The organism is Paenibacillus sp. B2(2019), from assembly GCF_008370385.1.
Taxonomy (GTDB): Bacteria; Bacillota; Bacilli; order Paenibacillales; family Paenibacillaceae; genus Paenibacillus_AQ.
Genome location: NZ_VTZR01000028.1, coordinates 47,622 through 71,207 on the forward strand (window position 1 = coordinate 47,622; position 23,586 = coordinate 71,207).

The 23,586-nt window shown below is 42.9% G+C and carries 23 protein-coding genes; 3 read left to right on the top strand and 20 right to left on the bottom strand.

Annotated elements, in window-relative coordinates; translation table 11 throughout:
* Positions 1-2 precede the first annotated feature (2 nt).
* The 11 genes from mraZ to PAENI_RS28545 form a co-directional block, all read right to left on the bottom strand.
* Positions 3-440, bottom strand: a complete 438-nt coding sequence (mraZ, locus tag PAENI_RS28495; protein WP_036683674.1) for a division/cell wall cluster transcriptional repressor MraZ — start codon at positions 438-440, stop codon at positions 3-5.
* A 364-nt stretch (positions 441-804) separates the two neighbouring features.
* Entirely contained in the window at positions 805-2,076 is a 1,272-nt protein-coding gene (locus PAENI_RS28500) for an adenosylhomocysteinase (RefSeq protein ID WP_188114736.1), read from the bottom strand.
* Between the two features lie 122 nt (positions 2,077-2,198).
* Positions 2,199-3,830, bottom strand: coding sequence for a bacillithiol biosynthesis cysteine-adding enzyme BshC (gene bshC, locus PAENI_RS28505; RefSeq protein WP_149647596.1), 1,632 nt, complete (start codon positions 3,828-3,830; stop codon positions 2,199-2,201).
* Between the two features lie 231 nt (positions 3,831-4,061).
* Positions 4,062-4,982, bottom strand: coding sequence for an ABC transporter ATP-binding protein (locus tag PAENI_RS28510; protein ID WP_042190873.1), 921 nt, complete (start codon positions 4,980-4,982; stop codon positions 4,062-4,064).
* Positions 4,979-5,974 carry an ABC transporter ATP-binding protein gene (locus tag PAENI_RS28515; RefSeq protein WP_042190876.1) on the bottom strand — a complete coding sequence of 332 codons (996 nt, stop codon included), beginning with the start codon at positions 5,972-5,974 and terminating at the stop codon, positions 4,979-4,981. The genes PAENI_RS28510 and PAENI_RS28515 overlap by 4 nt, the downstream gene beginning before the upstream one ends.
* An 11-nt stretch (positions 5,975-5,985) precedes the next feature.
* Positions 5,986-6,900, bottom strand: coding sequence for an ABC transporter permease (locus PAENI_RS28520; protein ID WP_042194363.1), 915 nt, complete (start codon positions 6,898-6,900; stop codon positions 5,986-5,988).
* Between the two features lie 33 nt (positions 6,901-6,933).
* The gene (locus tag PAENI_RS28525; RefSeq protein WP_042190878.1) at positions 6,934-7,866 is read right to left on the bottom strand and encodes an ABC transporter permease; all 933 of its coding nucleotides are present in this window, start codon (positions 7,864-7,866) and stop codon (positions 6,934-6,936) included.
* Positions 7,867-8,088: 222 nt separating this feature from the next.
* Complete coding sequence (locus PAENI_RS28530; RefSeq protein WP_149647597.1) at positions 8,089-9,789, bottom strand: peptide ABC transporter substrate-binding protein; 1,701 nt, start codon at positions 9,787-9,789, stop codon at positions 8,089-8,091.
* Between the two features lie 151 nt (positions 9,790-9,940).
* Positions 9,941-10,327 carry a DUF3397 domain-containing protein gene (locus PAENI_RS28535; protein WP_042190883.1) on the bottom strand — a complete coding sequence of 129 codons (387 nt, stop codon included), beginning with the start codon at positions 10,325-10,327 and terminating at the stop codon, positions 9,941-9,943.
* 27 nt (positions 10,328-10,354) lie between these two features.
* Positions 10,355-11,311 (bottom strand): ketopantoate reductase family protein, encoded by a 957-nt coding sequence (locus PAENI_RS28540; protein ID WP_149647598.1) that lies wholly within the window; start codon positions 11,309-11,311, stop codon positions 10,355-10,357.
* 164 nt (positions 11,312-11,475) lie between these two features.
* Positions 11,476-12,126, bottom strand: coding sequence for an RsfA family transcriptional regulator (locus PAENI_RS28545; protein WP_149647599.1), 651 nt, complete (start codon positions 12,124-12,126; stop codon positions 11,476-11,478).
* A gap of 345 nt (positions 12,127-12,471) precedes the next feature.
* On the opposite strand from PAENI_RS28545, the gene PAENI_RS28550 reads away from it, so the two are divergent.
* Complete coding sequence (locus PAENI_RS28550; protein WP_042130273.1) at positions 12,472-12,708, top strand: DUF2626 family protein; 237 nt, start codon at positions 12,472-12,474, stop codon at positions 12,706-12,708.
* 327 nt (positions 12,709-13,035) lie between these two features.
* Positions 13,036-14,163, top strand: coding sequence for a coiled-coil domain-containing protein (locus PAENI_RS28555; RefSeq protein ID WP_262495767.1), 1,128 nt, complete (start codon positions 13,036-13,038; stop codon positions 14,161-14,163).
* Here PAENI_RS28555 and PAENI_RS28560 read toward each other — a convergent pair.
* From PAENI_RS28560 to PAENI_RS28565, 3 genes are all read right to left on the bottom strand, one after another.
* Positions 14,155-15,381 carry an extracellular solute-binding protein gene (locus PAENI_RS28560; RefSeq protein WP_149647600.1) on the bottom strand — a complete coding sequence of 409 codons (1,227 nt, stop codon included), beginning with the start codon at positions 15,379-15,381 and terminating at the stop codon, positions 14,155-14,157. The genes PAENI_RS28555 and PAENI_RS28560 overlap by 9 nt on opposite strands.
* 115 nt (positions 15,382-15,496) lie before the next feature.
* On the bottom strand, positions 15,497-15,661 hold the full coding sequence (locus PAENI_RS32395) for a hypothetical protein (RefSeq protein WP_223179029.1): 165 nt from the start codon (positions 15,659-15,661) through the stop codon (positions 15,497-15,499).
* Positions 15,662-15,756: 95 nt separating this feature from the next.
* Entirely contained in the window at positions 15,757-17,088 is a 1,332-nt protein-coding gene (locus tag PAENI_RS28565; protein ID WP_149647601.1) for a PhoH family protein, read from the bottom strand.
* 105 nt (positions 17,089-17,193) lie between these two features.
* Between PAENI_RS28565 and PAENI_RS28570 the strand changes: the two genes are divergently transcribed.
* Positions 17,194-17,769, top strand: a complete 576-nt coding sequence (locus tag PAENI_RS28570; protein WP_042190892.1) for a YhcN/YlaJ family sporulation lipoprotein — start codon at positions 17,194-17,196, stop codon at positions 17,767-17,769.
* Between the two features lie 29 nt (positions 17,770-17,798).
* On the opposite strand, the gene PAENI_RS28575 is transcribed toward PAENI_RS28570, so the two are convergent.
* From PAENI_RS28575 to PAENI_RS28600, 6 genes are all read right to left on the bottom strand, one after another.
* The gene (locus tag PAENI_RS28575) at positions 17,799-18,251 is read right to left on the bottom strand and encodes a PNPOx family protein (protein ID WP_076299659.1); all 453 of its coding nucleotides are present in this window, start codon (positions 18,249-18,251) and stop codon (positions 17,799-17,801) included.
* 101 nt (positions 18,252-18,352) lie between these two features.
* Positions 18,353-19,450, bottom strand: a complete 1,098-nt coding sequence (locus tag PAENI_RS28580) for an LCP family protein (protein ID WP_042190896.1) — start codon at positions 19,448-19,450, stop codon at positions 18,353-18,355.
* A gap of 83 nt (positions 19,451-19,533) precedes the next feature.
* Positions 19,534-19,830, bottom strand: a complete 297-nt coding sequence (locus PAENI_RS28585; protein WP_042190898.1) for a YlaH-like family protein — start codon at positions 19,828-19,830, stop codon at positions 19,534-19,536.
* Between the two features lie 125 nt (positions 19,831-19,955).
* The gene (gene typA, locus PAENI_RS28590; protein ID WP_042190900.1) at positions 19,956-21,797 is read right to left on the bottom strand and encodes a translational GTPase TypA; all 1,842 of its coding nucleotides are present in this window, start codon (positions 21,795-21,797) and stop codon (positions 19,956-19,958) included.
* Between the two features lie 206 nt (positions 21,798-22,003).
* Positions 22,004-22,513, bottom strand: a complete 510-nt coding sequence (locus PAENI_RS28595; protein ID WP_149647602.1) for a hypothetical protein — start codon at positions 22,511-22,513, stop codon at positions 22,004-22,006.
* A gap of 269 nt (positions 22,514-22,782) precedes the next feature.
* Complete coding sequence (locus PAENI_RS28600; RefSeq protein ID WP_149647603.1) at positions 22,783-23,442, bottom strand: TerC family protein; 660 nt, start codon at positions 23,440-23,442, stop codon at positions 22,783-22,785.
* Between the last annotated feature and the right edge of the window lie 144 nt (positions 23,443-23,586).

Sequence of the window (23,586 nt, forward strand, 5' to 3'; positions counted from 1 at the left end):
TTTTATAGATCAAAATTGAAATCCACCAATTTTTCGGCAATTTCGTTGAACGATTCCTCGGACTGTTCGAAGTACTGCTCCCATAGCTCTTTGTTCCAGATTTCCACCCGGTTCGAAACGCCCAGAATAACACAGTCTTTGTCCAGTTTGGCATACTGCCTTAAATTGGCCGGCAGATTTACCCTTCCCTGCTTATCCCATACACATTCTGTTGCGCCTGAGAAAAAAAAGCGACTGAATGCACGGGCATCTGATTTCATCAGTGAAAGGCTTTTTAGCTTTTGTTCCATGATTGCCCATTCTTCCATGGGATAAACAAATAAACAGGAGTCTAGACCACGGGTCGTCACAAAGGAGGTTCCAAGCAATTCACGGAGTTTAGCCGGAATAATAATTCGGCCTTTGTCGTCAATGCTGTGTTGATACTCTCCCATGAACATCCTTTTTCCCACCCCTAATCCCCGAATCCCCACTTTACCCCACTTTTCACCACTTAAGCATAATAGATTCGCCATTAAAAATCAAAAACCTTTTTCTGGTGAAAGGAATTTTTTGCTAAATCAGATGGATCGTTACCCAAAAAACATTTCGCCACAGAAAAAAGCCATACAATCGGAATCTTGTCCGCTGCATGGCTTTTCAAGCATAAACGTCTTCGGTGTCCTTATAAGGACGCCGAAGCGTTTAAGCGAGAAATATAAGGATAATGTATAGCGTAAAACTTATACTCTCTTATATTTTACAAAAGTTGCTTCAGTTCAAGGTACACTTGGTTAATATACTTTATTGTTGTGCGTTCCGTAATTAATCGTTCAGATTCCAGCTGTCCAAATAATCCACTTGTGCTGGAGTCAGACTATCAATGTTAATGCCCAGACTTTGCAGCTTGTAGCGTGCTACCTGCTCATCCAGCTCATAAGGAACATTCTCAACTTTTACGCCAATGCTCTTATAATTATCATTTACATATTTCAACGACAGCGCTTGTAGCGCAAAGGTCGTATCCATAATTTCGGCAGGGTGTCCATCCGCAGCACCCAGATTTACAAGTCTGCCTTCTGCAAGCAGATAAAGTTTACGTCCGTCGCGAAGCTGGTACTCTTCGATATTTTTGCGAACAGTACGCTGAGATACGGATCTTTCAGACAATTCAGGCTTATTCACTTCAACATCGAAATGGCCTGCATTGCACATAATTGCGCCATCCTTCATCACATCATAATGTTCACCGCGAATGACATAACGATTACCAGTTACTGTAACGAAGAAATCACCAACCTTAGCAGCTTCCAGCATAGGCATAACTTCGAAACCGTCCATATGTGCTTCAACGGCTTTAATAGCATCCACTTCTGTGACAACCACTTTTGCGCCCAAACCTTTGGCACGCATAGCAACACCTTTACCGCACCAGCCGTATCCGACAACAACTACGGTTTTGCCCGCAACGATCAGGTTGGTTGTTCGAATAATTCCATCCCATGCGGATTGGCCCGTGCCATAGCGGTTATCAAACAAATATTTGCAATAAGCATCATTTACTGCGACCATTGGGAACTTCAACACACCTTGCTTTTGAAGAGCTTTTAGACGAATGATGCCGGTTGTTGTTTCTTCAGCACCCCCACGAATATTCTCCATTAGATCAGGACGCTCCGAATGTAGCAATGTAGCAAAATCCCCACCATCATCAATAATCAAATCCGGTTTGCTTTCCAGCGCCTTGATATTAAGAGCTTTGAACTCTTCAGGTGACGGGTTGTATTTAGCAAATACGGTAATTCCGTCCTCTACAAGCGCCGCACATACATCATCCTGTGTAGACAGTGGATTCGATCCAGTAATGGTTACTTCTGCACCGCCTGCTTTGACTACCTTCGCCAGATAAGCGGTTTTAGCTTCCAAATGAAGTGTAATAGATACTTTTAGTCCTTTGAATGGCTGTTCAGCTTCGAACTGCTCACGGATACGGTTCAATACCGGCATATGTTGACGAACCCAGTCGATTTTCAAATGACCTTCGGGTGCGAGTGACATATCAGCCACGATACTATTTTGTTTTGATGAACTCATAATGAAACCTCCTAAAAGTTTTGTGAGCGTTACTACATTGAATCTACTTCGTACAAAACTTGCATCGTAAGCATACGCTTTGTTTTATGGAGCAATACTTCTATGTTTTATGGAGCAATACTTCTCTACATATAAATGATACGATGCGTCCCACTATAATCCGGTTCAATAGCCATCAGCTCATCTAACCATGGAAGTCCGTAGCGGTTCAAGTAATACATGATATTGTACACTCTTTCTTGCAGTTTACCCAGTGGCATTAACGACAGCTCGATTCGCTCCCATTGACGGATTGCAGCTTCATTCTGTTTTGCCATTGCATCTTGGGCTTTCGCTTGTAAAAAAGTGATCTGATCTAAAATCTTATCTTTATTGTTATTCCCTAGTTTTAGCAGACCTGCCTGAATGGTTCCAAGCTGCTCAATCAGTGGTTCGTACATGGCGGAGAAAGTAGCTTTAGTTTCTTCGAAACGTTGTTCAATCCCCAGCTCATCCTGTGCAGCCAACCACTCATGTCTTTTACGATCTAGTCCCTGTCTTACATCCTCAAAGCTTAGTTGATATTTATCCATATGCTTATGAAGCGTACCTTCCACCACAGTGAAAGACATTCTCGGGATGATCAGGGGCATTTGTCCCCCAATGGTCTCAAACGCACGATGCGGAATGGCCCAATAAGCAATCTCACCTTGACCTAGCACCGTTGCTAGAACCGGCAACACATAATCCTGCATAAGCGGACGTGTCAGCACGTTGTTACTGAATAGTTCCGGATGAACCTTCACTTCCTCCAGTAGTTCATCCCGGGTGAACGATACCTGGCCCTTGCGATCGGCAAAAACGCCATCTTTCTTATGAAGCAATAATCGTACACCTTCATGTATATAAAAGAGATTGGCATTGCCTGCCGTAACGTCAGCTTGAAGCTCATACCCAGCGTTCACGATATCAGAAGCAGAATTCATGTACGCTGTTTCCAGTGCATCATTCTGCATAATTAGCGAAGTAAAGAAAGGCTCTTCTAACTTACGAAGGTTAGGATCAGCAGAATCAAGCAGGATCAGACCAAATTTACCAAATAAAGAACCCATCAGTTTGGCAAAAGCATCCGTCATACTATCTGCTCTAAACGAAGAAGATCGAATAAATTCCATAATTTGCGGTTTAAAGTCACTATCTTGAAGTAGCGCATCCAGCTGTTCCACTACTTGCTGCCAGCTTTCATCTTCTACACGAATATTACTCACCGAGGAACGTTTCTCCTCTGATTTCTCTATCTTAATCTTTGTAATCTCTTGCGTACGATTCAATACATACGTATGATTCACTTCATCCCAGTCATGATCCTCTCCTGCAATCCAGAATAATGGGACTACAGGTCGACCGAGCTGTTCTGCTGCTTCTTTTGCTGCCATAATGGTTGTCATTGCTTTATATACTACAAGTAGTGGTCCTGTAAATAATCCGCTTTGCTGTCCGCCAGTAACCACTAACGTTCCCGGCTGTTCTAAAAGTGCCAGGGAAGACATCACCGCATCATGTGAATTATGCTTTTCATTATATTGCCGTAGACATGCAGCAACTTGTGTCCGGTCTGCACGGAGACCCTCACTACGATCCAGCCATTCTGCCCGAATGCTTCTACTCTCTTTGCTTCGGAAATCCCCACCATACAAATGATTAACCTTCTCAAAATTTTCTATATAGTCGCGCGCGAGTGCAGATCCACCCGGGAGCGGTTCCTTAACAATATTCATTTGCTAGTGCCTCCAGTTCTACTGAGCAGTTATATGTAAATCCAAGTTCGTAAACTCTATATGATTGTATCCAAAGTCAGGGGCCGCGTCAAAAGAATTACATACCTGCAAAAAAGCAATGCAAGAGCAGCCGTTTTATTTTCTTATCCATTAAAATGATTATTAAATATCCCCACTACATACAAGAGGCGAGAGCATAACGCTCCCGCCTGTCTAATACTCGCTATAGATTTAAGCAAATTTTTTGCTTACCCAGTGTCCTTTGGATACTTCTACTAATTCAAAGTCACTATCATTGCTCTTTTCGTTAGCAGAATAAATAGGACTACCAAGCTCATCATGCAAGTGAATACGTTTCTTGTTCACTTCAATTTCCGGATCCGGAATTGGAATAGCTGACAAGAGAGATTTGGTATAAGGGTGGATAGGATTTGCATAAAGCTCTTCACTTTCCGCCAATTCTACCATTTTACCCAAATACATAACTGCTACGCGATCACTGATATGTTTAACCATGGACAGATCATGCGCGATGAAAAGATAAGTCAATCCCAGACGATCTTGCAATTCTTTAAGCAAGTTTACGACCTGAGCCTGAATGGATACGTCAAGCGCGGAAATCGGCTCATCACAAACGATGAACTTAGGATTTACCGCTAACGAACGGGCAATCCCAATACGTTGGCGTTGTCCACCAGAGAATTCATGCGGATAACGAGTAGCGTGATCATGGTTAAGACCAACCATATCGAGCAGCTCTTCGATCCGTTTTTTACGTTCTGCACGACTCCCAGCCATTCCGTGAATGTCCAGTGCCTCGCCGATGATATCAGAAACCGTAAAACGCGGGTTAAGTGATGCGTACGGATCTTGGAAAATCATCTGCATGTCACGGCGCATTGCTTTCATTTTGTTAGAAGGCAATTTATAAATGTCTGTACCATTATATTTCACACTTCCGGCAGTTGGCTCATACAAGCGAAGAATTGTACGTCCAGCAGTAGTCTTACCACAACCGGATTCTCCTACCATTCCAAGCGTCTCGCCCTCACGGATGGAGAAGTTAATATTATCAACAGCCTTAAGAACCTTGCCTTGACCTACATTAAAATATTTCTTAAGACCTTCTACCTCTATTAGGTTCTTACTCAAGAGTACTGCACCTCCTTGGCCATCGAATGCAGATTCCAGCAACGCGCCATATGCGTTTCGCTGAATTCTGTGGCGCCGGGATCGATTTGTTCGCAAACATGCATTGCTTCATTGCAACGCGCGGTGAACGGACAGCCGATCGGCGGCTTGATCAGATCTGGCGGTGTGCCGATGATCGGAATGAGCGGCTCGCCCTTCTTTTGGTCCAGACGCGGCATCGAGCGCAGCAGACCTTTGGTATATGGATGCTGTGGATTCTTAAAGATTTCCCATCTTGTTCCGGTCTCCACAACTTCACCTGCATACATTACAATAACCCGATCACACATACCGGCAACGACGCCAAGATCATGGGTAATCAAAATGATGGAGGTACCTAGTTTTTGCTGCATCTCTCTCATAACTTCCATGATCTGCGCCTGAATGGTTACGTCAAGAGCCGTTGTAGGCTCGTCCGCTATGAGTAAAGCCGGACGGCAGGCTAGCGCGATTGCAATCATTACACGCTGGCGCATACCGCCTGAAAACTCGTGGGGATATTGGTTAAAGCGAGCCTCAGCATTTGTGATGCCAACTAATTTGAGCATCTCAATACCTTGCTTTTTCGCTTCGGCCGCTGACATTTTCTGATGTTTAATCAAAACTTCAGTGATCTGTTTGCCCACTTTGATGGTTGGGTTCAAAGAAGTCATCGGGTCTTGAAAAATCATGCCAATATCTTTACCGCGAATGGATTCCATTTCTTTCATGCTTTTGTCTAGCAGATTTTGTCCTTGGAAAATAATTTCTCCCTTTTTCACTTTAGAGGGTGGGGAAGGGATCAACCGCATAATCGATTGTGCAGTTACACTCTTACCGCTGCCGGACTCACCGACGATGGCAACCGTTTCACCTTTGCCAATTTCAAAATTCATACCACGGACAGCTTGCACTTCTCCGCCTTTAACAAAAAACGAAACATGCAAATCTTTGACTTGTAAAATAGGTTCCATCCATAACCCTCCTATTTTTTCAGCTTAGGATCAAGCGCGTCACGAAGACCATCACCGAAAATGTTGAAAGAAAGCATGGTTAAACTGATCAGAATGGCAGGGAACAGGAAGCGCCATGGATAGTACAACCAACCGGTGAGTGAATCGTTAATCATAGATCCAAGTGAAGCGATAGGAGCTTGTACACCAAGACCCAAGAAGCTTAGGAAAGCCTCAGCAAAAATTGCATTTGGTACAGAAAGTGTAATCGTTACAATAATCGGACCCACTGCGTTCGGCAGAAGGTGTTTGAACAACAGTCTCGCAGAACCTGCACCCATGGAACGAGAAGCCAATACGAACTCGCGATTCTTGAGCTGCATAATTTCACCGCGTACAATCCACGACATCGTAATCCAACCCGTAATGGTTAAGGCCAGGATGATGGTACCAAGACTTGGTTCAAGCACAACCAAAAGCAAAATTACAACAAGCAGATAAGGAATGGAGTACAAAATTTCAGAGAATTTGTTCATGATATTATCTACACGGCCGCCGAAGAAGCCCATAATACCTCCATAGATAACACCGATAAACAAGTCGATGGCTGCCGCAGCTAGACCAACGATCAAGGAGATCCGTGCGCCGTACCAAGTACGAACGAAAATATCACGTCCAAGATCATCCGTTCCAAACCAGTGATCGGAGGAAGGGGGCTTATTGGTATTCATCAAGTCATTGGAGTAATAGTTATATTTCGAGAATAAGGGAGCGATAATCGCTGCAAGCACGATCAAGCCTAGAATCCCAAGCGCGGTCATCGCCATTTTGTTTTGACGCAACCGTTGCCAAGAATCTTTCCAGGCAGAGAGACTCTCCCGCTGAATAACCTCGGCTTCTTTTTCATCTACACCGACTTTTTGAAAGTCTTCCGGTTTTAGATTCATGTTCTTTAACAAGTTATTATCAGATGCCACTCTTTAGCCCTCCTTTCCTCCACTTAATTTCATACGTGGGTCAATCAATACATAAGCAATATCAGTAATGAAACGGGCCACCATGAGTAGTACACCATAGAAAATGGTTATCCCCATAATAACGGTATAGTCACGGACACCAATCGCTTCCACGAACTGTTTACCAATACCCCCAACACCAAAGATCTGCTCGATAACAACCGAACCAGTTACGATGTTAGCTGTCATAGGTCCCATGTAAGTAACAACCGGCAGGATACCATTACGAAGTACGTGACGGCTTAGAATAGCCATCCAGCTTAATCCCTTAGCCTTAGCCGTTTTGATATAATCCGCATTCAGAACTTCAAGCATACTTGAACGTGTCAAGCGCGCTATAAATGCTATTGGCTGAGCCGAGAGCGCTGCTACAGGAAGGAAATAATAGATTGGCCCTTTAAAACCTGAAACCGGTACCCAACCCAATTTGAAAGCGAACACATACTGTAATAATGACGCGACTACAAAGCTCGGAACCGCAATCCCCAGAACTGCCAACACCATCGCGGCGCTGTCAAGAAACTTTCTGTGATAGAGTGCCGCTAACATGCCGAGAAGAACCCCAACAATAACCGCCACAACAATTGCGACGAGTCCCAGCTTCAGCGACGCTGAAAAGGTTTGACCGATCAAATGTGATACATCTTGATTCAGGCGTTTCATGGATACACCCAGATCACCTTGGATAATATCACCTAAATACTTAAAATACTGATGAGAGAGCGGCTTGTCCAGACCATATTGCTCCATCAAACGCGCTTTAATTTCTGGCGGTACTTTTTTCTCAGAAGTAAACGGATCCCCTGGAATAGCTTTCATCAAGAAAAAAGTTGCTGAAATCAGTACAAATAATGAAACCAACATATAGAAGAATTTATTTGCGACATAACGAACCATCCCCATCACACCTCCTCCGACAAATTTTTTGAGAGCATTATATTGATTTTATGAAAAAAACGGATTTTTGTCCATTTTCTAAATATGTTATAAATAACAATAAATAACAAATAGACGGAAATACAAAAAAAAGGGATATATATGGAGTTCCACATATATATCCCGAAGTATTGTGTTACTTCAGTCAACTAACTATTCTGTTTAAATTACATGAGCTAAATCTTAGTGCTCAAGCAAGTATCCACGAGTCAAGTCAATTGCACCACTGAAGTCAAGAGTAACACCTTTGAGGTACTCTTTAGTCAGGGAGTTGTTAGTGTAGTAGTACAATGGAATCAAGACCATGTCTTGTTCAATAAGCAATTTTTCAGCTGCTGCAAACTTGTCTTGACGTACTTTCAAGTCAGAAGTTGCTTTAGCTTCTTCGATCAGTTTGTCATACTCAGGGTTAGCGTAACCAGTATCATTGTTACCGCCACCTGTCACCCACATATCAAGGAAAGTCATTGGATCATTGTAATCCGCAGTCCAACCAGCACGTGCAACTTGGTAGTTCAGGTTTTGACGGTTTTCAATAAATACAGCCCACTCTTGGTTAACGGTTTGTACATCGACACCAAGATTGTTTTTCCACATATCAGCAATCGCTAAAGCGATTTTCTTGTGGCCTTCACTTGTGTTGTAAGTCAAAGAGAATGTAGGCAGTTTATCAAGACCTTCTTCTTTCAGACCTTCAGCAAGCAAAGTTTTAGCTTGTTCTAGATCTTCAGTGAAGTAACTATCTTTAACTGCTGTACGGTATTCACCATCAGCACCAGCGATACCCGGAGGTACATAACCGAATGCTGGGAATTGTCCACCTTGTACTACATTGTCAATCAAAGCTTGACGGTTAATGGACATTGCAAGAGCTTTACGGATTTTAGCGTTTGTGAAAGGTTTTTCAGTGATATTGAATTCGTAGTAGTATACTGAAGCAATACCTTTACGGCTGAATTCTTTAGGAAGTTCTTTTTGCACGATTGGAATTTGTTCTGATGGAATTTCACCAGTTGGTCCACCGGCACGATCGTATTCACCGTTCTTGTAGCTGAGCAGTTCAGTTGCACCGCTGTTTACAAGGGAGAAGTCGATTTTGCTAAGTTTAATGGAATCTTTATCCCAATATTTATCATTTTTAGTTACAACAAGAGTTTGTCCAGTAGTCCACTCAGTAAGAGTGAAAGCACCGTTAACGATCATAGATTCTTTCTTGGTTGCCCATTTAGGATTACCCTCAATAGATTTGTGTACAGGGTAATAAGTATAGAAGGAAAGCAATCCAAGGAAGTAAGGAGTTGGCGCTTCTAGAGTAACTTCTAGAGTTTTCTCATCAACCGCTTTGACACCTACTTGACTGAAATCAGTAATTTCCTTTTTGAAGTAATTCTTAGCATTTTTGATGTAATACAATTGACCAGCGTAAGGTGCAATAGATGCAGCATTAGGATCAAGCACGCGTTTCCAAGCGCGAACGAAGTCTTCTGATGTTACAGGATCACCATTGCTCCATTGTGAGTCACGCAGTTTGAAAGTATATACCAGACCGTCAGCGGAAATATCCCAGCTTTCAGCAACACCTGGTTCAGCCTGACCTGTTTCTGCATTCATGCGAGTCAAACCTTCGTACATTGTTGTCAGGACAGTGTGTGCTTGGCTATCTTGTGCCAATCCTGGGTCAAATGTTGGAGGCTCAGCACTTAAGTTGATTCTCAACGTTTGATCTGCAGCCAATTTCTCTTCTGTAGCCGCATTACCAGTTCCTGTGTTACCAGCGTTACCTTTATTGCCGCTGTTTGCGTTGTTTCCACCGCAGCCAGCAAGCACTGTGCCGATAACAAGTACTAATGCAAGCATAAGCAATAGACTTTTACTCTTCTTCATCTAGCAGTTCCCCCTAAATAGAATGTGGTATATGGTTTATGATTATACAACCAGTGGTCAAAAAAATCTAGTGGTATGTTTTCAGAAAATTCTTTTTTTATTAAAACTTTAAACTTTTGTGACGTTGCCGCTTCACCGGAGCAGTGGAACATTACATCGCTTGTGATATGTACTTAATTAGCCCTACAAACATAAATAATAAATATCCGACGCTCATAAAAAAGAAGGAAAGTCTCCAAACTGCCCGAAATAACCGCTTCCCATCTACTTTTCCTTTCAGTCGATTCTGAGCGCCGCCAATCAATCCAGTGGATATTAATACAATAAGTAGTATAAGATAAAACCCAAAACCGTTATTAAACAAGTTGTTAAATAATGCGGAGACCGATAATAATAAAAAAAATGTAGTCACGTCCATAGCGAGCATAAAAGTTTTCTTTTTATCTTTTTTCAAGCCTCTTCCAATGAAATAAACAATTAAAAACGGTATTATTGGAATCAAACTTAAAGTACCGACCGAATTCATCAGCAATCCCATAGCTTCACCTCTCCTCCGAGATCATACCTATATTCCCTCTACTAATTGGCAGATCAAGCGATGTAAAGGAACCAATGTTCCAGTGCGTTCTGCCATTTCCACAAGACTTCCATTGATCCAATGAATTTCTGTGCTTCTTGAAGCTAGAACATCTGCCAGCATGGATGAAGTATTGCCAGCCGTTGTCCTGCACACTTTAAGGATGTTATCCCACGCATCATGGTCATAAGTAATTCCGCAGGCATCATATACCATAGTAGCTTCTCTAAAAAGTTCTCTCATTAACTGCAGGCGCTCTTCTGAAGCAAGCAGTTCACCATTTGGAATACGCCAAATCGCTGTGAGCGGATTAATAACGGCATTGATTAGGAGCTTCCGGTAAATCATGGTATCCACTTCATTCGACAAAAAGGCTGAGAATCCTGCCATAATGAGAACTTCTATTAAATAATTCACTTGTAAATCAGTATGTATACTATGGGCTTGTCCATTCTTTAAGCTCCATTTCCCTATCCATACGTCCCCCGCACCTGCATGAATGACCTCAGTTAAAGACTTTCGCTTCGCAGCTTCTGTTGTTACGGCAGCATATAAATTTGCTTTCGGCAGCAAGTTACTGAGCATCTCCATATGTCCAATGCCATTTTGAAAACAAATGATGTGTACCTGTTGTTCCCTAAGAGGGGATAGAAATTCAGGTAAAACATTATGTAGTATGTCCTGTTTAACCGTTACTATGATCCAATCACTGGGCTCACGGAGATAGGCATCTGCAAATCCCTCTATTGGTGCGGACACAAATCGATCCCCCGAAATCGAAATTGGATCGCGCCCATCCTCATAGCTCACAGTTAAGCCCTCATCTTTTAATTTCCGGTACTGCTCTACCCCTCGACACCACAATCTCACTTCATTCCCGGACTGGGTCAGCCTCCCTGCCAAAAGCAGCCCAAGTGAACCCGCACCGATTATATCGATTTTCATCTGATCCTCCTGTTGATCTCAAACGCAAATTTTCTAAGTATAGCCTTAATATACCAAGAAGAACCGCCGTTGTCGTCCTCCATAAATGACAATACAAAACCAAAACGCCCGCAAATGGCGCTAATAAAGCGAACCACTTACGGGTGTTTTAGTTTGCCTATCTTTTATTCAATACGTTCTAAATTTCCATTCCCATCCATTTTGAAACGAGTCTTCATTTCTTCTTCTTCTTCGTTTAAGAAAGCTAGCCTACGCGCACGATCCATAATCTGAATTAAAGCTTTGTAATCATCATTGACTACCCGGTAGTCACTTTGAGCAAGATTAACCTCTTTTGACAACCGCTCATTCTCAGATCTTAATTCTGTTAATTCATCTTCCTTCTCGCGCAAATCTCTCTCCAGCATTTTCAGCTGGCGTCCTGCCTCCTGGATCGTACCTTTCCATTGTCTCAGGAAACGTATAACCGCATCAATGGATAATGTGTTTTCACTTAATCCTTCGCCTCGTCCGAATTCCTCATCGGTATCCCCGAGAATCAGACCCGCTACCTGCGCACCTCTTACCGACGGTTGCTTTTTCAGGTAACTTCTCTTTTGACGTTGCCCTTTAGCGATTCCAATTGCACTTTCATAGCTTTTTCGAACACAGCTGTTCCAGCGGAATCCGCAAGCAGCCGACGTTCTGCCGATTTTCTCACCCACTTCTTCAAAAGCAGCAAGTTGTGTACTGCCCTCCCGAATGTGGCGCAAGGTTACTTCTGCCAGTATTAGATCATCTTCTGCACTCCAAGCATCCTGTCTAACGGCTGTCATCCAACCAAACCTCCTAACAACATCTTGAAATAACCATCTCCATAACCGACAGCTCTGCCGGGTAGTGAATAGGGATAAAAGCTGCTTACTCCATTTCTATGCTTCTCATAGAGTTCATAGAATCTATTTGATACTAAATTGTATTTCCATTATCTGCCCACATCATACGCTTTAAGTAATAAATTCTCTTTTTTCAAGCACTAATCACTTCAGTCAATTATAAAAATCACATTTTTTCAAGATTAGTGTATTTTTTTCAATGAATTCGTTTACACATTTTTACTGAACGGGTATAATAAGTCGAAGGAATATTCGTGAGATACATACTGGAAGGGGGACTCTCTCTTGGACCGCATGTTTCGGGTATTAGGTTTTTTTACATTGGCTATTGGATTGATGGCTTTCGCCGGAGGTCTGACAGAAATGGCCTTGCTTTTCTTTTTGCAAACCGCTTTTTTCGTGATTCTCGGTTATTTGAAGTTTACTGAAAAAACTTATGTCCTACTTTTCTGGGCATACATGATTTTGACTTTCACCGGTTTCAGCTATTGGACGATCTTTCAAATGGGTCTTCCACTATAAATTGCAGTGCTCTCTTGAAGCGGATGAGGTCCTTATCTAATAAGGATCACTTCCGTTTTTTTGTTTATCAGATAATATATTATATATGAGGTCCCCCAAATACCTGTGTACGCATTGAAGGATAGCCTCACTTTGTGGGGATTTTTTGTATGTATGCTATTTTAGAAGGGTTAAACATATTATTAGTACATACATATATCCATTCAAGATGAACCGGTTCTGCCGTCTTTTACGGACAGTTTCCGTTTCTACGAGAAATAGAAGGATGATTTATGGAGTGAAACAGATAAATTCTTATCTTAAATTTCAAAAAAAGGTGGTGGTGTGGTGCGCTCCCGCAATGCCCAAAGCCGCATGATGGCAACCATACTAATTCTCTTCTGCTGTACATTGTTTCCGTTACAATCTACGATGTACCTGTCTGCCGATCCTAGCGGTTCTTTTTTCAATTCCTCTATACCAGATAATGAAGAAACCCGTAAACTTCTGGAGCAGACCTTATCTTCCGCAGAAATCGAACGGGAGATCATCAAGATTACAGCCGAACAAAAAGCGCTTGAAGAAAAGGTAGATTACCTAGAAGAGCAAGCTATCCAGAAAAAATCTGCCATCGCAAACCAACAAGAGCGTGCAGGCGCGGTCCTTCGTTCTTATTATATGGGGGATAGAGACGGTCTCTTAGCCGCATTTCTATCCGCGAAGAGCATTAGCAGATTCCTGGCACTATTCGATTATTATGAAATTATTATCGGAAATGACCGCAACATTCTCACACAATACGAGGACCAATATAAGGATCTAAAGAAGACCCTCCAGACTGCACAGCGCAGCTCGAAGGATCTTGCACAGCTGCGAACCGCTCTGGAGGAACAGAAAATTCGGGTAGCCGCGCTCAATAAAGAAATTGAAGGTGGGATTAAAGACAGTAGTGATCCTGATAATATGAGCGCTCTACTTCAAGAATTCACATTATATTGGGAGAATATTGGTTTGCGCGAGGTAAAGACCTACTTCAAAGCATTGTCTTCCGCAATGAATAAATTACCGCAGTTTGTCCAGAATCGAGAGGGAGTTCTCACTCGTAAGGGGATGACTTATGTTCTGAATCTGAAGGAAGAGGATCTAAACGAATTCCTTCAGTCCCAGAATAAGCTATTTAACGATTTCGCATTTCATTTTAATGACGGAACGATTACTGCCACAGGAAAAAGTGGAGCTTTAGCCCTTTCATTAACCGGTCACTACATCATACAGGAAGAACCCATCAACGGACTTATATTCCAAGTAGATCATGTTGTATTTAATGGTCTCGAATTACCTGACACCACTAGAAGAACACTTGAGGAGGAATTTGATTTAGGCTTCTACCCTGGAAAAATTGTTTCTTTCCTCCGCGCCACAGAAGTAGATAGTAAAGAAGGCGTCCTCCAAGTTAAACTTTCTATCTCATTCTAAGCCTTCCTTGATGAAATCTTTGTACCCGGCCGCATCCATTTTTCCTGTAAGCAGTAAGGATACTGCTTCAACAATCTTACTCCAGCCGCCTTGGAATTCAACCTCCGGGGCGGTTTCTTCTGTCAGTAGTAATTCGACTCCAAAAGGAAGCCTATATTTGAAATCATGTTCTGAACGATATAGGACATCCAGCGCAGGCAAGCTTCCCGTGTTCTCCAGCCAATCCATTTGAGAATCCTCAGAAGTGATAAACGTCAGCCAATTCACGGCTTCCTTTGGATTTGGGGATTGAGCTGGAAGTGCAAAGGAACGGCTGTAATAAGATTCAAGTCCTCTCCCGTTACTTGCGGTCAGTGGTGCTTCAGCAACTAAAGACGAATTTCCATGTTTTTTCCACTCAGATAGCGGTAGAGCAGCAACAGCAACGCTTCCGCTCTGAATCATATCCCAAACATCTTTGTTATATCGACTGGTAAGGTAAAAATAACTGCGAGCATTCTGAGTCCAATTTATCACTTCTTGGTTATCCGATAGCAAGCTGCTGTTCATACTCTCCATAACAGCGGACAATCCATATGGATTACGTGTATCCATTGCGAGCAAATATTTTCCTTGCTCTTTAAGCACATTCTGAAGCAATGTGTTCCACTGTTCCAGACTTCTTGGTAAGGTAGTGAATCCCAGTTCCGCAAGACGCTGTGGTGAATAAACAAGTACATAAGGATCAATATCCAGCGGCACTCCCCAATTATATCCGTTCCATTGCATCCATGGGATTAACTGAGTTAACGGTGCAGTTCCCGGAATGCTCTGATACACATCCACCGGCAATAAATATCCACGTGTAGCCCAGTCGAGAATACTTCGTCCATCCGCCATAACGATATCCGGGCTATCCCCGATGGTTAGATCATGCTTCAAAACTTCGTCTGCATCCTCGCTATCAATATTTCTTAATATTACCTTTACTCCACTTTCTAAAGTATAACGATTGCTTAAAAGCTCCAGTTCATTGAATTCCTCACTATTTAACGATACTGTTATGCGCAGGCTATCTATAGTTCCCTCTTCCCCTGAAGAGGGGTTTGTCGACTGACTTTGTGGTTTTTTCATAGGATGTGGGTCGTTATTGGTATTCAATTCCATACTGGGTGACAAGCTTGTCAGCGATAGTAGTAAAATTGCAAAAAGCAGCCAATAATTTTTGCGTTTCAGCACAATTCCCCACCTTCCCCATGATTCGTCACCCCTATTTTACCAAACCCGCAGCTGCTTGTCTTTAGAATGTGAAAACGTTCTCTTTCTATTATATAGGGGGAAACGACGAAGACAATTAAAAGCTTAGGGTGATCCATCCGCCATTACAAGAAAGCTTTGGACTTCCGATCGCTGTTATCCTCAGATTTCCTGATTTAATTACGCCATATTGCGGCTGAAATCCGAGGATAAAGGCGAACGCTTCGCTTCTACAGTTCCAAACTTTCTTTCCATGGCTCAAATCACCAACACAACCTTTTATTCCTCCGCCGTTTCTGGGCGGGCAGGAAAAAGCCGGGAGTGTATGCTTCTCCCGGCTGAAAAGAGGATTGAAGGTTAGAGTAGGTCTGCTGCCAATTGGGCCAGGCGGGAACGCTCGCCTTTTTCCAAAGTAATATGTCCGCTAATCCCTTGCTGCTTAAACTTCTCAACAATATAGCTAAGTCCGTTACTCGCAGCATCCAAATATGGATGATCGATTTGCTCCGGATCCCCCATAAGAATCACTTTGCTTCCTTCACCCGCTCTGGAGACGATTGTCTTCACCTCATGACGGGAAAGGTTCTGAGCTTCATCAATAATAATGAACTGCGAAGGGATTGAACGGCCACGAATATAAGTTAAGGCTTCTACCTGTATGCTGCCTAAGCCCATTAAGATTTTATCGATATCACCAGCTTTTTTGGTGTCAAACAGAAACTCCAGATTATCATAAATAGGCTGCATCCAGGGTCTGAGCTTCTCATCCTTCTCTCCGGGTAAATAACCAATGTCTTTACCCATAGGAACTACTGGACGAGCAATAAGCAGTTTTTTGTATTTATGCTCATCCTCAACTTTGAATAGTCCGGCAGCAAGCGCCAATAATGTCTTCCCTGTACCAGCCTTACCCGTAATGGTTACAAGCGGGATTTCATCATTGAGAAGCAGCTCCAATGCCATTCGTTGCTGAGCATTTCGGGCACTGATCCCCCAAACTGAATCATTGCCCAGATAAAGCGGCTCCAGACGGGTCGCATCACTATTCACTTTGAGAAGAGCTGATTTGCCCGTGCCTATCTCATCCTTGAGGATCACAAATTCATGAGGGTACAAGGGATACGACAACCCGAGCTGTTTAACCGTTAAAGAGCGGTGACTGTAATATTCATCAATCAATGCCGGATGTACCTGCAGAGATTGGTAACCAGTGTAAAGTTCATTTAAATCTCCAGTGCGATCTGACAAGTAATCCTCTGGCGTAATTCCTAGCACATCCGCTTTAATACGAACCAGCACATCCTTACTCACAAGCACTACGGGACGCGGATCAGGCTTCTCTTTCTCTTCGATTAAATAGTTGAGAGCTACAGCCAAAATCCGATTGTCGTTAGATACCTCACCAAACATTTCCTGTACCTTCACAAAACTGCGATGGTTAAGTTCTACCTTCAGCTTGCCTCCATGCTCCAGCTCCACACCACTATGCAAATGACCTAGCTCACGAAGTCCATCGAGCAATCGGGAAACCGTGCGGGCATTTCGACCGATTTCGTCAGCGTTGCGCTTTTTGGAGTCGATTTCTTCCAGCACAACCGCCGGAATAACCACCTCATGCTCCTTGAAAGAGAAAATCGAATTGGGGTCGTGCAAAAGCACGTTGGTATCTAGCACAAATATCTTGTTCATATTATCCCCTCCACAGCGCCTGGTTTGATTGATCATACATAACTCTTTCCGCCAAGGGAAAAGATAAGGTACAGAAACGATCTTGGCTGAAAGGAGTAATCACATATGAGAAAATCAATGTGTCTGTTGCTGGTACTGCTGCTATTGACAAGCTGCGGTATCGCTAATAAAAAGACATCACCCTCTCCTCAGAATAAACAATCTGCGAATGCTGTAAAGGGTACGGGAAACCATGAGGTTCGGCAATTGGCCAACGATGGTGCAACTAATCCTAAGGCCACCTCAAAAGCTGGTCACACCGTCAGTGTTAAGGGCGAAAGTGAAATTGCACTTAAGGACCATTTTGAACAGTTGGCCAAAAGAGTTCCTGGTGTGAATGGTGCACACTGTGTAGTCATGAACAAGGTAGCCATTGTAGGTCTTGACGTAGAAGGTTCTCTAGACCGATCACGTGTTGGAAGCATTAAATATTCTGTAGCGGAAGCTATCCGCAAAGACCCGAGAAGCGTACGTGCACTTGTCACTGCCGATATGGATCTCTCCAGCCGCTTAGCGGACATGAGCCGTCATATCTCTCAGGGACATCCAATTTCCGGATTCTCATCCGAACTGGCTGATATCATCGGTCGAATCATGCCGCAGCTGCCAGAGGATACTAAGCCGATTAAAAATGCACAGTAGAGGACAAAAAAAGCCCAGTGATATTCTCACTAGGCTTTTTTCATGGCAGCAAATACTTGTCCGTCCAGCTTCTCAGCGGCACGTCCATCATAAACCTTTGCATATCTTGGGGCGGATTCAAGCTGCGCTCCATAAAAAAGCGCGTTACGCACCGCCATAATTTCAACATCAAAGCAGCACATCTTGAAAGGTACATCCTGAAGTGGATCCTGCTTTACAACGGCACTGCCGTTAATAGCATAGACAGTACCCTCACCGAACACAGTGACGGTTACTAACGGGTTGACCTTCATGTTGTTCACGAGTCTGGAACGATGATCTACAGCCAGACGCACAGTACTAGGACTAACTGCATAAATCCACGAAATGGCCGTGGACGTTGGACCTCCTGATTCCGCATCAACTGTGTTGAGAAGAACAAAAGTTTCCGATTGCAGCATCGATAACAAGGTTTCGTTCAGCTGAGCAACGGCTTCGGACATAAGTACTGGCCCCCTATGCGGCGTAAATTCATTCAATTTATTATATTATAGCACAGGCTGAAACTTGCATTCAATTTTAGGGCGAAGTGTTATTAAGGACTTTAAGGCGCCTCAGTGGATTCTGAAGTGGAATTAGCAGAAACTCCTGCTAATCGATCCTGCAAGCTTTTCTTGGCAGCCTCAAGCTCCTCATCATTAATATATACATACGGACTTCGCCACGTTCCAGTCACGGGCTTGAATTCGATATCATCTTTGGAAATCTTCCAATAAGTCGCAATCATATCTTTAATCTGCGAATTTTCGATATCAGTCTTCATATTACTATCCACTGCGTCAAGCACCTTGCCTATCTTTAATACTCCACCAAGCGATTGCATCTGATCCACCAGTGAATGAAGGACCTCATTCTGACGTTTGTTCCGATCAAAATCGTCTGAACCCTTAGTCTTAGGCTTGCAATTAGATTTACGGTATCGCACATAATCTAGCGCTTTATCTCCATCAAGCTCCGCCGGACCTTTTTTCAAATTGATATTCGTACCGTCAACGCTGTCTGTATAACACATATTATCGCTAATGTTGACTTTGACTCCACCAAGCTCGTCCACCACATCGCGGAAGCCTTGAAAATCCAGAATCGTTGTATAATCTACGTCAATATCTAGATATTTGCCCATCATTGTCTTCATCTCATCTTCTGCCAAAATGCCAGAAGAATCTTCTTTCCCCTTAAAGCGAGCATAGAATTCGTTAATCTTCGTTTGCTTGTATCCATTGAGCTCAACTAAGGTATCGCGTGGAAGAGAGACAATGGTTGCTGATTTCGTCTTAGGATTAAGCGCTGCAACCATAATAACATCTGTCAATCTAGATTGATGTTTTGGTCTATTATCCGTACCCAGGATAAGCATCGTCAGTGGTTTTTCTGTAGCCGAATGTCCTGGGGCAACCGTTCCTTTACTACCTGCATTAAAGACCCCATTTTCAAGTTTCCAATACAGATAGCCCCCGTAGCCCAATACGCCAAGAATCGCAATAATGAGTAAGGTTAACAGGATTCTAACTAATCTGCCAAAAAAGCCTCTCTTTTGCGGTTTCTTCTTTTTTTTCTTAGGAGCACCCTTCACAGGCTGTTTTCTATTATTCGGTTGTTGACCACTTGCTCGTGGAGGTAAACTGCTGTTTCGTGTACTCATAGTAGAATAAAGTCCTCTTCATTTCATTTGGAATTAAAATTGCTACACTTAAATAGACGTTGCATAAGCAGTAAAAGTTTCGATTACTGTCTTTTTGCTGCAGCTGCAGCCTTTCTCTTCTGTCGAGCTTCTACGATATAACGTATCCGTACCATCAGCATTAATCCGACGGCGACCAGCAGACACTGAATGATCGGTAGCTTATCATGTTGAAAAATGAGGAGCATGCCGGAGCCGATTGCCATCATTATGTACAGCATAATCTCTTTGCCAATCGATAACTTTTGATTCACACGAAATACCTGATTATACACAAATGTAAGCAATATAAAAATAACAATATAAGCGACGATTGGATGCTCAGCAAACCAGACTTGCATAGATACCGCACTCCTCCCAAATTTAAGATACGTTTACATTATATCATCAGTAAGGGAAGTTTTTGTTATAAAAAAAACCGCCGAAAGTTACACCTCCGACGGCTCTTTACTATAATAAGCTGATCTTACGCGTTTGCTTGTGCCATTTTACGTTGCTTCTCTACACGTTCGCGTTCGCCTTTGTTCAGAATCTTTTTACGCAAGCGAATGGATTTAGGTGTGATTTCACAATATTCATCATCATTCAAATATTCAAGTGCGCCTTCCAAAGAGAAGGTACGTGGTGTCTTCATTTTTACAGTATCGTCCTTACCTGAGGTACGCATGTTGGTAAGTGCTTTTTCTCTACAGATGTTAACGATAATATCGTTATCACGGGTATGCTCGCCTACGATCATACCTTCATAAATTTCTGTACCTGCATCCAAGAAGAGAATACCACGATCCTCAACGCCCACTATTCCATATTGTGTTGTTGATCCAGTCTCACTGGCTACAAGCACACCTTGATGACGTCCGCCAACTTGACCAGCAACCAGTGGAGCGTAGCTGTCAAAAGCATGGTTCATAACGCCGTAACCACGTGTCAAAGTCAAGAAGTAAGTGTTGTAACCAATCAAACCACGTGCAGGAATCAGGAACTCCAGACGTACTTGACCCGTACCGTTGTTAATCATGTTGACCATTTCGGCTTTGCGAGTGCCCAGACTTTCCATAACAGAGCCCATGCTTTCTTCAGGAATGTCAATCATAAGACGCTCAAGTGGCTCCGATTTAACACCATCGATTTCTTTAATGATTACTTGTGGTTTAGAAACTTGCATTTCATAACCTTCACGACGCATATTCTCGATCAGAATACCAAGGTGAAGCTCACCGCGTCCAGAAACGATAAATGCATCAGGACTATCCGTTTCATCCACACGCAAACTTACATCTGTCTCAAGTTCTTTAAAGAGACGCTCACGCAGTTTACGGGAAGTTACCCATTTACCTTCTTTACCAGCAAAAGGACTGTTATTCACAAGGAAAGTCATTTGCATCGTAGGCTCGTCGATCTTAAGAACAGGCAGTGCTTCTGGATTCGCTGGATCAGCAATGGTCTCACCAATGTTAATGTCCTTGATCCCTGCGATAGCAACGATATCCCCTGCGCCCGCTTCTTCTGTTTCAATACGTTTTAAACCTTGGAACCCGAACAATTTCTCAATACGTGCGGTTTTACTCTTACCGTCACGCATAATTACAGTTACAGATTGACCTTGTTTGATCACACCGCGGTTTACACGGCCAATAGCAATACGACCCAAGTATTCGTTATAATCCATCAACGTTACGAGGAATTGAAGCGGGTCTTCTACACTTTCAGTTGGAGCTGGGATATGCTCAACGATTGTTTCGTAAAGTGAAAGCATTGTCTCATCTTGCTTCTCAGGAACCATGCTTGATGTACCATTAAGAGCAGATGCATAGACAACCGGGAATTCCAATTGTTCGTCATTTGCTTCAAGTTCGATGAACAAATCGAGCACTTCATCAATAACTTCCTTAGGACGAGCAGCTGGACGGTCAATCTTGTTCACGACAACGATCGGTGTAAGTTTTTGTTCCAATGCTTTACGCAGAACGAATTTCGTTTGCGGCATGCAGCCTTCATAAGCATCAACAACCAGCAATACACCGTCAACCATTTTCATAATCCGTTCTACTTCGCCACCGAAGTCAGCGTGTCCAGGTGTATCCACAATATTGATCAAAAACTCTTTATAAGTAATTGCTGTATTTTTAGCTAGGATTGTAATTCCGCGTTCCCGCTCGATATCGTTAGAGTCCATAGCGCGTTCTTGTACGTGTTCGTGTGCGCTGAAGATCCCCGATTGCTGAAGAAGCTGATCGACGAGTGTTGTTTTGCCATGGTCAACGTGGGCAATGATCGCAATGTTGCGAATATCTTTTCTTGAATGCATGATTTGTATCCAAATCCTCTCATTTATCAAATTAAAACTGTTAAAATTCTTAGCATGTCACGGCAGTCTCACAAAAGAAGCGCCAGGCAGAAAGCCGACGCTTCAACATAACATTAATATTATAGTGAAAGCACTATGAAAAGCAAGTCTTTTTATGAAAAAAACAGTTGGCAAATTCCGTTTTTTTTCACAAGATCCAACATTAATTAACTTCGATACCATCTATTTCGGCCACGAGTTCTACCCCGACCTGTAATCAGCCAAATTCCTGCCACGATGAATACAATACCAATTAGATAGATCACACCCGTACCCATAAGACTGAAAATACAAAGCGCTATGCTTAGAACGCCTAATATTACAGCAATTGCAGATAGTCCCCCTGACCGTCTTGGAGAATTTATGGAATATTCATACAGACCTACGGCAATGCCGAGCAGAAGCACTGGCCATAAATATTTCATAAGCCCCCATCCCCATATATTGCAAAGACCAAACAATAAACCATATACCGTTAATATTCCCGCGGGAATCAATACTGTTGCCGAAGCGCGGCGGCTAAAAAATAACATATGTAGAACCAATCCTGGAAGTAGAATCACTAGCGGCCAAAGGGCTCGTCCCAAAAATCCGAAGACCCCCAGCTTACCGAATAAAATCAAGACGCCCGCAGCTACAATGAATAAACCTAGTCTCATGTCATTCTTGGAAGACATCCTTCACCCATCCCTTCAAATTCACGTCTACCTCATTACCTTGCCGTCTCATACCCAGAAAACGACAGGATTCTTATTCATATATTATCTGAAACATACACAAAATGCCATCACTGACCATGCAAAATATCCCCACAAAGTGGCGCTTTGCTTCGATGCGTACTCAGGTACTTTGCGGGGGCCCCAAATATATACTTTCTGATACGTCAAAAAAGGACGATTCCAATTTATGGAGATGTCCTTGTAGTATTGCCTTTTATTGCAATTTATTAACCTACTGATGTTGTTCTTCGTTTAATTGCTCCTGTAACAACTACTAATATTCCTAAAGCGATCGGCAGTATGTAATGCGTGGATGGGAGCAAAAAGGAGAGCATTGTCCCTAATTTTGCATCCTGAAGCATCATATCACCTGCTGTAAAGGCTAAAATATAAGCGCCGATAAATACGAGTATCGGAAATCTATGCAGCCACCCCACAATGAGGCCACTTCCCCATACTACAATCGGAATGCTGAGCGCAATCCCGATGACAATTAAAGCCAAATCCCCTTTGGCTAGACCGGCAATTGCCAGGACATTATCAAGACTCATAATAAAATCAGCCACGAGAATCGTTCGGATGGATTTCCATACGGAGGATGTTTCCGCGACTCTAAGGTCCTCCTCTTCTTCCAGCAGCAGCTTGAACGCAATCCATAGCAGCAGAATTCCTCCTCCAGCCTGGATATAAGGGATTTTCAACAGTAATACCGCAGCAAAAGTTAGCAAGCAGCGCAGAATAACAGCTCCCGCAGCTCCCCACCATACCGCAATCTTCCGGTGCTTCTCCGGAAGGTCCTTACTGGCCATCGCGATGACCATAGCATTATCTCCACTCAGCACAAGATTGATCATCAATATTTCACCAAGGAGCAATAATGATTCCATTCGCTTTTACCTCCCCGAATCACATGTAACTACATGTATGTTCGGAAGTGACAAGCTATGCTTCCTGTCCAACTTTTTTTTGAGGATGAAAGCATGTATGCCCCTTTTTTTGCGTATACAAAACTAAGCATATCTTAGTGCTCA

Bases quoted from the DNA above. Each gene is read 5' to 3' on its own strand.
- mraZ (WP_036683674.1), bottom strand. From the start codon at position 440: ATGTTCATGGGAGAGTATCAACACAGCATTGACGACAAAGGCCGAATT.
- bshC (WP_149647596.1), bottom strand. From the start codon at position 3,830: ATGAATATTGTTAAGGAACCGCTCCCGGGTGGATCTGCACTCGCGCGC.
- PAENI_RS28515 (WP_042190876.1), bottom strand. From the start codon at position 5,974: ATGGAACCTATTTTACAAGTCAAAGATTTGCATGTTTCGTTTTTTGTT.
- PAENI_RS28520 (WP_042194363.1), bottom strand. From the start codon at position 6,900: ATGAATCTAAAACCGGAAGACTTTCAAAAAGTCGGTGTAGATGAAAAA.
- PAENI_RS28525 (WP_042190878.1), bottom strand. From the start codon at position 7,866: ATGGTTCGTTATGTCGCAAATAAATTCTTCTATATGTTGGTTTCATTA.
- PAENI_RS28530 (WP_149647597.1), bottom strand. From the start codon at position 9,789: ATGAAGAAGAGTAAAAGTCTATTGCTTATGCTTGCATTAGTACTTGTT.
- PAENI_RS28535 (WP_042190883.1), bottom strand. From the start codon at position 10,327: ATGGGATTGCTGATGAATTCGGTCGGTACTTTAAGTTTGATTCCAATA.
- PAENI_RS28540 (WP_149647598.1), bottom strand. From the start codon at position 11,311: ATGAAAATCGATATAATCGGTGCGGGTTCACTTGGGCTGCTTTTGGCA.
- PAENI_RS28545 (WP_149647599.1), bottom strand. From the start codon at position 12,126: ATGACAGCCGTTAGACAGGATGCTTGGAGTGCAGAAGATGATCTAATA.
- PAENI_RS28565 (WP_149647601.1), bottom strand. From the start codon at position 17,088: ATGAACAAGATATTTGTGCTAGATACCAACGTGCTTTTGCACGACCCC.
- PAENI_RS28570 (WP_042190892.1), top strand. From the start codon at position 17,194: ATGAGAAAATCAATGTGTCTGTTGCTGGTACTGCTGCTATTGACAAGC.
- PAENI_RS28575 (WP_076299659.1), bottom strand. From the start codon at position 18,251: ATGTCCGAAGCCGTTGCTCAGCTGAACGAAACCTTGTTATCGATGCTG.
- PAENI_RS28580 (WP_042190896.1), bottom strand. From the start codon at position 19,450: ATGAGTACACGAAACAGCAGTTTACCTCCACGAGCAAGTGGTCAACAA.
- PAENI_RS28585 (WP_042190898.1), bottom strand. From the start codon at position 19,830: ATGCAAGTCTGGTTTGCTGAGCATCCAATCGTCGCTTATATTGTTATT.
- typA (WP_042190900.1), bottom strand. From the start codon at position 21,797: ATGCATTCAAGAAAAGATATTCGCAACATTGCGATCATTGCCCACGTT.
- PAENI_RS28595 (WP_149647602.1), bottom strand. From the start codon at position 22,513: ATGTCTTCCAAGAATGACATGAGACTAGGTTTATTCATTGTAGCTGCG.
- PAENI_RS28600 (WP_149647603.1), bottom strand. From the start codon at position 23,442: ATGGAATCATTATTGCTCCTTGGTGAAATATTGATGATCAATCTTGTG.